We start from the raw sequence: 11706 nt of genomic DNA, 5'->3' as shown, positions 1-11706 counted from the left end.
CTCGCCCCCGAAGGGACTTTCTCGTTCGACTTGCATGTGTTAAGCACGCCGCCAGCGTTCGTTCTGAGCCAGGATCAAACTCTCCACTTAAAAAAGTGTAGATACGGGCAAGGCGGCCAACCGCCTCTCCCGTCCTTTTGGCATAAGAAATTTCGGGGCTGCGGATATCCCCTGAGGGATACCCACTGCCTACGCACGCTTTATTGGCAATACATCTTCCTCAATTTTCAAAGAACCGATTTCTTCATCCTCAAAAACAACGGGCATCAACTTTTCGTTGACGCCCGCTCGTTAAGCCGCACGCTGCCTCCCGACAGCCGCTACGGGCTGTTAGCTCCACTGTATGTTTACCCTAAGTCAATCGAGCTATCTCCCGCCCTTCTTAACGAACGGACAAAGAACATTGCCTCGTTTCCTGAGGCATTTATAATCTTACCATAGAAGATTATCTTTGTCAAGCCCCTTTTTTCCGCCTGTTTTGCACGGCGAAGGGGGCATTCATGATCGCCGAAGCTTTCCTGGATGCAATATCAGTATAGAGCATCTCTGACGGTTTGTCAACCCCCGGGTGCGCGGTGAAGAGGCGTTTTTTCGGACGGAGACGAAAGTTCCAAATAATCTTCGATTCATGTTGCAAAAGTTTGTTTCTTGCGCTAAAATACTTGCTACATAATCCTTGGATAACGAGGGCCGGGCCAGCCTTCGAGCGTCATTAAATCGTGAGGGGCTGAGGAGAGCGCCTGTCATCCGAACAACTGCGGAGGGTAATATGAAAAAGACTGTGGGAGTGGTAGTGGCATTGTTCTTTTTGTTTTCGATTTCGAGCGGCACATTTGGGCAAGAGGCGTCGGGCGAATATCATCCGAACCGCGTGCTGGTAAAATTCAAACAGGCGCCGTCAGCGGCGGACCTGCAGAAGTTTTCGCGGGCGCACCAACTGCGGCTTGAGAAGATCATCCCGAAGGTGGAGGCTTTTCTTTTCGGGTTGCCGAAAGCAGTGGATGTCAAGGCTGCGATCAAGCAGCTCGAAGCCAGCGGGCTTGTCGAGTACGCCGAGCCCGATTATGTGAGATACCCGACGTATGTCCCGACGGACCCGTTGTTCGGGTCGCAGTGGGACATGACGCTGATGAAGCTGCCTCTGTGGTGGGACCTTGACAAGGGGAGCCCGTCGGTGGTTGTGGCTGTTCTGGACACGGGCATCGATCTCGATCATCCCGACCTTGTGAGCCAGCTCTGGCAGAATGCTGATGAGACGCCGGGAGACGGCGACGACGATGATGGGAACGGCTATGTGGATGATTACAACGGCTATGATTTTGCGGGCGACGGCTGGCTTCCGGGCGTCGGCGCGGAGGATCCGATTCCTGAAGATCAGTACGTCGGCCACGGCACACATGTATCAGGGACAATAGCCGCCGCGCAGGATAACGGGGCCGGCATATCCGGCGAAGCGCCGGGCGTGAAAGTGATGGCTGTGCGTGTTCTCGGCGGTCTTCTGGGCATGGGGTATTCGAGCGATATTTGCGACGGCCTCATTTATGCCACCGACAACGGCGCGAGCGTAATCAACATGAGCCTTGGCGGCACGGCGAAGAGTCTGACGGAATACAACTCACTGAGATACGCGTGGGACCGCAACGTCTTTATCGCGGCCGCGGCGGGCAACGACGGCGACAGTGGCAATCCCCTTTCGTATCCTGCGGCATATGTTTTCCCGATGTCGATTGGAGCGACCGACAGCATTGACAACATAGCTTCCTTTTCCACGCACAATGAGTTTGTGGAAGTCAGCGCGCCGGGCGTTACTGTTCTGTCGACGGTGCCGGGTGGAGGCTATGAAAGCGCCGGCTGGTCCGGAACATCGATGGCGACGCCGCATGCGGCCGGGCTCGCGGCGCTGCTGTACTCGATGTACTCGGGGATTGAGAATTGGCAGGTTCGCGCGATGCTGCAGCAAGGCGTCATAGATCGCGGCGTCGCGGGCTGGGATGAATATTACGGATACGGCCGCGCCGACTGCGAGCAACTCCTGGCTGTTGCGACGCCGTCGCCGGATGTCCTTCAGATATTGACGCCGGCGAACGGAAGCCGATTCCGCACCGGCGCGTTGGTTGCCGCCCTGTGGAATCCGGTGACCTCGGCCGTCAGTTACCGGCTGGACGTCACGCTTCCGAGTGGAGCGAAGAAAGTCATCACAACAAACACACCCTACTACACGGTTGATCCGGCTCAGCCGCTGCCGCTGGGCACATACGTATTAAGGGTGGAGGCCTTGTCTGCCGGCGGCTCGGTCATCAGTTACGACACAGTCACGTTCCAGAAATGACAGGGGCATAACGATTGGGATTTGCGCGGGGAGGAGCCCTTGAGGAGAGGGCTCCTCCTCGCTTTTTTCGAGAGGTTGATGCGGTTGTGCCAGCCGCATGCCGATTGACAAAAAGCTGTAAACACTGCTATAATTTTTTCGGCGGCGGTGTAGCTCAGCTGGTAGAGCAGAGGAATCATAATCCTTGTGTCCGGGGTTCGAGTCCCTGCACCGCTACAAAAAAGTCCATTCATGAGCCGCTGAGAGATCAGCGGCTTTTGTTTTTCCCCGAGGACAGTCCGGCTGCGACTCGAATCGCTTTGTCCTGCTTGCCCTGATCCAGCCTTCATCTTCTGCGATACACAAATTATCCAAGACTTGAAAATTCCTGCCCTCTTTGTTACGATCTCGAACAGCGTTTTGAATCAGGGGCGGACTCGTCGGTTTACTGTCGGGGAATGAAAGGAGACTGTTGATTGGCGAAGGCAAGCGCAAATGGTATAGAGATCGAGTACGACACCTTTGGGGACACCTCGGCGTCGCCGCTCCTGTTGATCATGGGGCTCGCCGCTCAAATGATCTGGTGGGATGAGGAGTTCTGCGAGCAGCTCGCCGCGAAAGGGCATTTCGTGATCCGCTTCGACAATAGAGATGTCGGTCTTTCAACGAAGTTTGATGACGCGGGCATACCGGACCTTGTGGAGGTAATAAGCGCGCGGATACAAGGGAAGAAAGTTCAGGCTCCATATACTTTAGACGATATGGCTGACGACTCGATCGGCCTGTTGGACGCGCTCGGCATCGACAGCGCCCATGTTTGCGGCGCGTCGATGGGCGGAATGATAGCGCAGACGATAGCAATCCGGCATCCGAAACGCATGAGAAGCCTTACCTCAATCATGTCCACCACCGGCGATCCTTCCCTCCCTCAGGCCGGCGCGGATGTCATGGCTCTTCTGATAACGCCGCCGCCTCGCGAGCGCACCGAGAATATCGAATACAGCGTCAAATTGTGGCGAACCATCAGCGGATCGAGGTTTCCGTTTGATGAAGACTTTATCCGCAAGAAGCTGGCTGAATCATATGACCGATCATTTTATCCGCAGGGAGCCGCGCGCCAGATCGCCGCGATTGTCGCTCATGGAGATCGAACGCCGGCGCTCAAGTCGGTGAACGTGCCGGCGCTGGCGATCCATGGGAGCGAGGATCCGCTGGTTCCGGTCGAATGCGGAAGAGCCACAGCCAGGGCGATACCCGGCTCATCACTTCTCGTTATCGAGGGGATGGGACACAATCTTCCGGCCGGCGCATGGCCGCAAATCATCGATGCCATCACCCGCCATACCCACGGGCGCTCTTTTTGATTTCGCTTTGGGATAAAAGGCGCCGGCAGGGCTCAATCGTATGATTCCCCAACGCGCCTTTTCGGTATCTATTGTGCAACCTGAATGAGTGATCGCAAGAGCTCGGCCACGCTCCAGGCCTGCGCGACGCAGCCCTCGTATCGGAACGGCGGCTCCCCGTCGAATATCTCGCTGACATTCCCGACGCAAGCGTCATCCAGGTGGGCGACAAGTCCATCGATGAATCGCCTCGCCTTTTCCCGTTCGTCCGGATAGACTTTGAGCCAGGCGTCGATGAAGGGCCCGATGAGCCAGCTCCAAACGCTTCCCTGGTGGTACGCGCCGTCTCTGGCGAGGAGGTCGCCCCGGTATTCGCCCTTGTAGTGGGGATGACAGGGATCAAGTGAACGCAGCCCCACAGGTGTGAGCAGATGTTGTTCAACGGTGGAGAGGACGGCTTTCCATCGCGCGCTATCGAGGACGGGATGAGAAAGCGAGATCGAGAAAATCTGGTTGGGCCGAAGAGAATGGTCCTTCCCGTTCTCTCCTTCTATGATGTCATATAAATAGCCGCCGTTTTCGTACCAAAACTTTTCGTTGAACGATTCTTGGACCTGGTCGCCGAGTTCGGACAGTTTGCCGGCTTCATTAGAATTGTCGGTCTCTTGCAGCCATTGCCGCATCAAGCGGAGGGCGTTGTACCAGAGCGCGTTTATTTCCACGGTCTTTCCGCGCCGTGGCGTGACGATCCAATCCCCTGCCTTGGCGTCCATCCAGGTGAGCGCGAAGCTGTCGTGTCCTTGTCGGAGCAGTCCATCAACGGGGTCCATATGGATGCCGAAACGGGTTCCCCGGATGTGGTGGTTGATGATGTCGAGGAGAACGGGCAGGAGTTCGCGCATGGTGATGAAGTCATTGCTGTAGCGGAAGTATCTGTCGATGGCATGGAAGAACCACAAGGTGGCGTCGGCCGTATTGTAGCGTCCCTCGGTTTCGCCCTCGGGAAACATGTTTGGAATCAAGCCGTCTTTCACATAATGAGCGAATGTGCGCAGGATATATCCGGCTTCGGCGCGCCTGCCGGTGGCGAGGCAGAGTCCTTCCAGACTGATCATCGTATCGCGTCCCCAGTCGGTGAACCAGTGGTAACCGGCGATGACGGTGCGGCTCTCATCCCCACGGGCTCGTGCGCGGGTGGCATCTGCGGTGCGAGCTATGGGCGTGATGATGAATTGATCCGCCGCAAGAATGAGCTCGGCGTGGACATTGGTTGGTATTTCGCGCGCCAAAAAGAGAAGGCGGCGGCGTCTTGCTATCTCCTCACGGATCACCTCATCGGGAGACAGCGCGAGCAATACCTCCCACGGCTCAGCAGATGCGATTAGGGTGGCGGAATTGTTTTGTGAAAGTGTCGTGTGAAAGAAGCCGGGATTCCACGACCAACCGCGCGCGGGATAGCCGCGTCGTTCTTCGGAGCGATAGAATCTTTCGAAGGCATATCCGCCGGTGAGATTGAGACCGCTCTGATCGCCAAAGACGTAGAATCGCAGGGAGGGTGTCTCGGGATTTTTTACGATCTCGAATCGATCGCCGAGGGCATGAACGGTGTAGGGCTTTTCCTGCCGGGCGCTCAATTCCGAATGCAGGCTTCGAAACTGCATGAACGGGCGCAGCCGAAGCGTGGCTTCGGTCCCGCTCACAAGACGATAGTTGATAAAGACCGTATTCTGGAAATGTGGAAGCACGATTCGTTTTTCTATGAGGGTATCATTTATGCGGTATCGCCACAGAGGCAGGCCGTACTCGAGAATGAATTCCTGGAGGTGATATCCGCCGGGGAACAGGAGGTCGCCGCGGCTGAGCAATTCGCCGCCCAACTCCGCTTCGGCGCCGTCAGCAAAGAGGATATCCTCGCGCACGTCGTTCAGCATCATCATGCGTCCGAACGGGGCGGGCATGGCGGCCACCAGGATTCCGTGATATTTGCGCGTGCCGATGCCTGAGATGGTCGATGAAGCGTATCCTCCGAGTCCGTTGGTAACGAGCCATTCTCGTTCCAGGAGGACGGATGCGTCCGGCTCCGGGAAATTCAGGGGGATGCGCCGGATAATGGGCTTCAGGATTTTGGATTCGAGGGTTTCATGCATAGTAGAGACGGACGACCTTTTTTGGCGCAAAGACGACCGTTGCATTGCCGGGGATGGACCATCTTCCTTCCTTCTCCATCGAATTCGTGCCGCTGCCTCCATACTTGACGGATTCACTCGACCAGAGCAGTTCCCAGTGCGTGTTTGCGGATGGCGCCAGGAGCGGTTCCGGCGAGGGCACGATCAGCCGGCTGATCCCGAGATTGACGATGATCAATCTGTCCCCTTTATCCTCTCCCAGGAACCGGAGGATAAAGATGTCCCTACCAATCACGGCGCCATGCATCCAGTCGGTCCGTTGGGCGGCAAAGACCGGGTCCATTCGCCTGAACCAGAGGAGGTCGCGGTACAGAGCGGTAGCGGCAGAGTTGGTTCGTCGCTCGTCATGCTCCAGTTTGCACATGTTGAAGGTCGCGGGATCGGAGGGTTCAGGGAGAACGGCCTGCGCTTCGGGATCCCTGAAACTGTTGAATTGTTTCAGGAACTGCATGCGTCCTTCCCGGACTATCTTCGCCAACGATTCCTTATGGTCGGCGAAATAAACGAAAGGCTTTGACGAATGGAACTCCTGCCCTTGAAAGAGCAGCGGGGTGCCGGGAATCAAAAGGAAGAACGCCGTCAGGGCTCGCACCTTTCCAGGGTGGGCCCGGAGATGGATTGGTTCTCCTCGAAGAGTATTCGCCGCCTGATCGTGGTTCTGAAGAAAGTTGATGAAGCGAGAAGGCTGGACCTCAAGAACCGGACTGCCCCTGCACTTGTTTTGCCAGGAATAGAATTGGCCCTGGTAAAGGTATCCCCACTTGGCGGCGGATATGAGTTCCTGCGGCCACCCCAGGTAATCGGCATAATAGCCCTCGTTCTGACGTGTCAACGCCACAATCGCGCTATGGTGGAAGTCATCGTTCCAGACGGCATCAACGCCAAAGCCTCCCCGCTCAATCTCCTTGAGAAGACGGAAATTTTGCGGCTCGTTTTCAGCCACGACGACAATGGAGCGGCGACCGGCTTTTGCGCGCGCGCGCTGAATAATCGGTACGATGATATGCTTTGCCGACTGATCGTGAATGGCCTGTGTAGCGTCTAATCGCAGGCCGTCGAGATGGAATTCATCTATCCAGTAACCGGCGTTCTCGATGTAAAACTCGCGGACGGGCAAAGAGTTGTTGCCGTCGAAGTTTATCGCATACCCCCATTCGGTTTCATACCGGTCGGTGAAGTAGTCGAAGGAAAATTCGCTCAGGTAATTCGAGACAGGCCCAAAATGGTTGTATACCACGTCCAGGACAACTCCGAGTCCCGCGGCATGGGCCTTGTCCACAAAAGATCGAAAATCGTTCGGGGTTCCATAATGATGGTAAGGCGCATACAGGTTCACCCCATCGTATCCCCAGCCGAATTTTCCCGGAAATTCATGAACGGGCATGACTTCAAGAATCGTGACGCCAGTTTCGGCAAGGTACTGCAGATGTTCAACGGCCGCCCTCCACGTGCCTCTTTTCGTGAAGGCGCCGATATGCATTTCATAGAACACCTGGCCCATTAAATCTCTCCCCTTCCAGTTCTGATCGTTCCACTGATACTCGGTTGGGTCAACGACTTGTGACGGCCCGTCGGGCCCGAATGGCTGGAATCGAGAGGCGGGATCGGGAAGAAACAGATCGTCGTTCAACTGGAAACGATAAAGCGCTCCGGCGTTGAGGTCGGGGACGAGTCCTGAAAAGTAACCCCTCTTTTCGGCGACGAGGGGGTACGCTTTTTTTGCCTTCTTTCCCCCGGCGTTTTCGACCACCACGGATACGTTCTCTCTTCGGGGGGCCCACACCCGGAAATGCACGCCTCTTCCGGGAATGATTTCCGCGCCGATTGGCAGCTTTCGGCGATCTCTTTCCGAAATTGATTCGGTCTTCCTTTGTTTCGCAGAGCTGGGCCGTTTCATCTGGTTGAATTTCGAGTTAACGAGAGGGAAAGGCATATCTCATTTACTTCCTATTATTTCACGTTGCTGTAGAATGGCAATGTTGTGTCGGCGGCCGGAGGATTCGCGCCTTTTCGAAGCCGAGGCCGGCAAATCCCGTCGGTTTCCCGGCAATTTTTGTCGATCATCCTTGTCCCTAAATTGAGCAGCGTGAAACATTGATTTTAAGTATGGGCAACTTTTCTACTTTTTTATGTTTTTTTATTCCAGAAAGAAGCGAGCAGATGTTTATTTCGGGGATTTGCCGGTTTTTCTGTTCCTCCGTCTGGTACAAGATTTGCACCTTTCTCAAGGCGATTACTTGTTAATAACTGGGGAGAGCGTAGCCTGATGACCCATAGCAAGGCAGACCTGAAGCTGCTTGTCGAGCGGGTGCAAGAGCTGCCGACGATAGCCGATCTGGGGATAAAGATCCTTGAGCTTGCATCGGATCCCGATGTTTCGATCGCAGATCTTAGCAAGGCCATTCATCAAGACCCCTCATTTGCCGGCCGGATATTGAAGATAGCAAACTCTCCTTTTTATGGGATGACACGCCAGGTGGATTCGCTTCATTTGGCAATTGTGGTTCTTGGCCTGAACGAGGTGCGCAACATTGCACTGGGTCTTTCTCTCTTTGAAGCGTTTAAGAAGATGAACTCGCACGCGTTGTATAATCGGAGGCAATTCTGGTTGCACAGCGCAAGTTGTGCGATGGTGGCGCACATTTTGAGCTGTAAAGTGGGGATGCGGGCCAAGGGGAATGATTTCATTGCGGGTCTGCTGCATGACATGGGAAAGATAGTGATAGATGAGTATTTCGGGGAGGAATTCTCTTTGATTTACGATGAGGTTACTCGATCTGATGTGCCGATGATCGAGGCGGAGCGGCAGATTTTAGGGGAATCTCACGAACGGGTTGGAGAATGGCTCGTGGACAAATGGCGGTTGCCCGATTCTCTCAAGGATGCGATTTTATACCATCATTCTCTTCCCTCCATGGAAAAAGCCGCCGATGTCAAGGACCAGCAGTTGGCTGCGCTGGCATTTCTGGCGGAGAGCTTCTGCGGCCACCACAGGATAGGGTGGGACGGAGACGCCAGTTGTTCAAGGATCGAAGAACCGAGGGCGTGGGAGCTTGTATTTTCGAATCAGGATGAGAACTCCGCAGAAAATATCAGCCGTATTTTATCCGAGACATTTCAGGCCTATTATGAGTCGGTTAATTACATCATGCTGATATAGCAACTATTCGGTAAATTTACTCTCCCAGATCCTCTTACGCGTTTCCATTCCTGGTAGCAAAAACGGTTTCCTCCATTGGGGGCACTTGCTTGAATTTGGCGATTTAAATCCGCCGTTATGAAATGATCACAATTCGCGTCAGCAGGCAGATTGCTCCTTCTTTTGCCTACTCTTGTAACATTTACAAATTTGTGCAAAGCGGTGCAGTTTGGTTCAGCAATCATTTCCTGGAAGCAGTCGAGCTACAATCTGGGGGACCGAGGCAGGCCAAAATAAGGGCTAATTTTACTCATGGGTGCGACTATTTTCATGAAAAGAAAAGGAGCGAAGCTTGGATGGCATGATGTTTGCCATAGTTCTGACGATGATATACGCCCCTTATCAAGGTCTGTTTTGTTTTCTTTTTCTCATTGCGCGGGACTCATGAAAAATCATCCCGAGAATACTGAAAAGCAAATTTATGCTGAGGCTCTCCGGAAGGCCTCACATGATTACGAGGAACTCATTCGAGAGTTCTCGATCCTCCGCCTCCTCAATGACTCGATCCAGATCGGTCTCGGATTTACCGAAATCTGCCAGAAACTCGTGCAGTTCATTACCGAGATGATGAATGTCGAGAATGCATCGGTAATGGTGTTAGATGAGGACAAAGGAGAGCTGAAGCTGCTGGTGGCGAAGGGTTTATTAGATGACAGCGGCACGCTGTACGCCGACAGCCGATGGTCGGGCAAGACGTTCAAGGTGGGCGAGGGTATTGCGGGCAAGGCGGTAGCGGAAAGGAAGAGCATCCTCATAAATGATACTCTGCGCGATCCGCGGTTTGTGCGGGATGGGACGCAAAAAGTAAGCATCCGGTCGATCCTGAGTATTCCCCTGATCCACGAGTACCGTGTTCACGGGGTGTTAAACATCAGCAATTCCGAGCCCGGCGCGTTTACCCATCGCAAGGAGCATGCGCTTTCGATTATAGCGTCCACCGCCTCGGTAGCGATGAGTTATGCGTTGGCGGTCGAGCAATTGAAGCGGGTAAATTCGGAGTTACACGGACGGAACAAGGAATTGGGGGCGGTCGTAGCTTTATCGGAGCTGTTGCACGCCAACCTCGAATTGGACGAGGTGCTTGACGAGTCGCTGCAGAGGATACTGGAAGCAATCGACGTATCCGGCGCTGCAATTTTTATTGTCGAGGGGGACGCCACTGTAGCATTGAAGTCATCAACGGCGCGCAGCCTGAAAGATTTGTCTTCTGTCTTCGCTATTCTCAACAGGAGTTTCGGGAGCGAGATCATGGCGAGCGCGGGCATTTTCCATCGGAGCGGCGCTTCCGGCGAATTGATTGGAAACGGATGTCCGCTTCCGGACGAGATTAATATTGCGGGGATACCGCTTTTCTCAGGCGAGCAGTGCATGGGCATCCTGATGACGGTGGACTGCCGGAGCGGTCCTATGGCGAAAGAGGAGGAGAAACTACTGATCTCGTTTGGCAACCAGATCGGGATGGCCATCCACAACTGCCGGCTGATATCGCACCTTCGCGAGAACATCCTGGAATTGCGGGAGACCCGGCGCAAATTGATTCAATCGGATAAGCTGGCGCTGTTAGGAGAGATGCTTTCGAGCGTCGCTCATGAGGTAAATAATCCGCTGGCGGCGATCCAGGGATATTCAGACCTTCTGCGATCCGACCAATCAGTTACAGCGAAGCAAAAGAAGATGCTGGACAAGATAGTTCTTTGCGTGGATCGGACGCGGAAGATCGTGCAGGGATTGCTTTCATTTGCGCGGAAGACGGAGTTGCAGAAAGCGCCGGCGAAAGTTCACGAACTGATAGAGAGAGCGATCGAACACCGCGAGCATGATTTCAGGCTCCGCAGTTTTACGATTACAAGGGAATTCGTGAGAGGCGAGCCCATCGCGCTGGTGGACATGAATCAGATCGAGCAGGTTTTCCTGAACCTGATCAACAACGCCTACGATTCGATGACGGGAAGGGAAAGCGGGGACCTTACTATCACGACGCGGCTTGTAAATGACGGCGCTGCGATTGAAATCGCATTCGCCGATACGGGGCCGGGCGTGCCGGAAGGCAACGTACAGAAAATCTTTGAACCATTCTTCACCACAAAGGAGATCGGCAAGGGAACCGGGCTGGGATTAAGCATCAGCTATGGCATCATTCAGGAACACGGCGGCATGCTCTTTCTGGACGAACGCTATCAGAGGGGCGCGAGATTTGTCGTCTGTCTTCCGGTGACCGACGAGCAAAGTTACTCCGACGGCGGCGAGCAGCAATTGGACGGCAGTGAGGCGGCCGCACAAAAGGGAAGGGTTCTCATAGTCGACGATGAGGAGGTGGTCCTCGATTTTTTAGAAACGGCTCTCCGCGCAGAAGGATTCGCAGTCGAATGCGCGTCGACCGGCGATGAGGCATTCGAGCGGCTGAAGGAGAAATCGTTCGACCTGATTATCAGCGACATCAAGATGCCGGGCCGACTGGACGGCCGCCGCCTGTTTCATATCTTCACGAAAGAGAAGCCGGAGATGGCGAATCATTTCGTCTTTATCAGCGGCGATATTATGGAAAGCGAGACATCCCGTTTCCTGGAGGAAAGCGGCCGCCCCTTCCTGCTAAAACCGTTTTCGATGAAAGACCTCCGTCAGGTAATCAGCAAGACACTGCGCCCGCTCCTGCCAAAGGATCCTTCTTGA

7 protein-coding genes, 1 tRNA gene and 1 rRNA gene are annotated in these 11706 nt (G+C 54.5%); 5 read left to right on the top strand and 4 right to left on the bottom strand.

The features are described from left to right. Positions 1 to 93, bottom strand: a 16S ribosomal RNA gene (locus C4520_21445); the annotation flags it as partial. Positions 94 to 454: 361 nt separating this feature from the next. Beyond that, entirely contained in the window at positions 455 to 637 is a 183-nt protein-coding gene (locus C4520_21440; protein ID RJP14570.1) for a hypothetical protein, read from the bottom strand. Between the two features lie 132 nt (positions 638 to 769). Between C4520_21440 and C4520_21435 the strand changes: the two genes are divergently transcribed. The 3 genes from C4520_21435 to C4520_21425 all read left to right on the top strand — a co-directional run bounded on the left by C4520_21435 (position 770) and on the right by C4520_21425 (position 3672). Beyond that, a complete protein-coding gene (locus C4520_21435) occupies positions 770 to 2329 on the top strand; it encodes a hypothetical protein (GenBank protein RJP14569.1) in 1560 nt (519 codons plus the stop codon). A 143-nt stretch (positions 2330 to 2472) separates the two neighbouring features. Beyond that, positions 2473 to 2548, top strand: a tRNA-Met gene (locus tag C4520_21430). Between the two features lie 236 nt (positions 2549 to 2784). Beyond that, entirely contained in the window at positions 2785 to 3672 is an 888-nt protein-coding gene (locus tag C4520_21425; GenBank protein RJP14568.1) for an alpha/beta hydrolase, read from the top strand. A 68-nt stretch (positions 3673 to 3740) separates the two neighbouring features. On the opposite strand, the gene C4520_21420 is transcribed toward C4520_21425, so the two are convergent. After that, positions 3741 to 5798 carry a glycogen debranching protein gene (locus tag C4520_21420; protein ID RJP14567.1) on the bottom strand — a complete coding sequence of 686 codons (2058 nt, stop codon included), beginning with the start codon at positions 5796 to 5798 and terminating at the stop codon, positions 3741 to 3743. Next, complete coding sequence (gene treZ / locus C4520_21415; protein ID RJP14571.1) at positions 5791 to 7692, bottom strand: malto-oligosyltrehalose trehalohydrolase; 1902 nt, start codon at positions 7690 to 7692, stop codon at positions 5791 to 5793. Before treZ ends, C4520_21420 begins: the two co-directional genes overlap by 8 nt. A gap of 411 nt (positions 7693 to 8103) precedes the next feature. On the opposite strand from treZ, the gene C4520_21410 reads away from it, so the two are divergent. After that, a complete protein-coding gene (locus C4520_21410; GenBank protein RJP14566.1) occupies positions 8104 to 8997 on the top strand; it encodes an HDOD domain-containing protein in 894 nt (297 codons plus the stop codon). 291 nt (positions 8998 to 9288) lie between these two features. Continuing rightward, positions 9289 to 11706: a GAF domain-containing protein gene (locus C4520_21405; protein RJP14565.1), complete on the top strand. Its 2418-nt coding sequence runs from the start codon at positions 9289 to 9291 to the stop codon at positions 11704 to 11706.

The sequence above is a fragment of the Candidatus Abyssobacteria bacterium SURF_5 genome (assembly GCA_003598085.1).
GTDB lineage: Bacteria > Abyssobacteria > SURF-5 > SURF-5 > SURF-5 > SURF-5.
The sequence above is the reverse complement of the archived record's forward strand: the minus strand, read 5'-3'. Positions and strand labels throughout refer to the sequence as shown.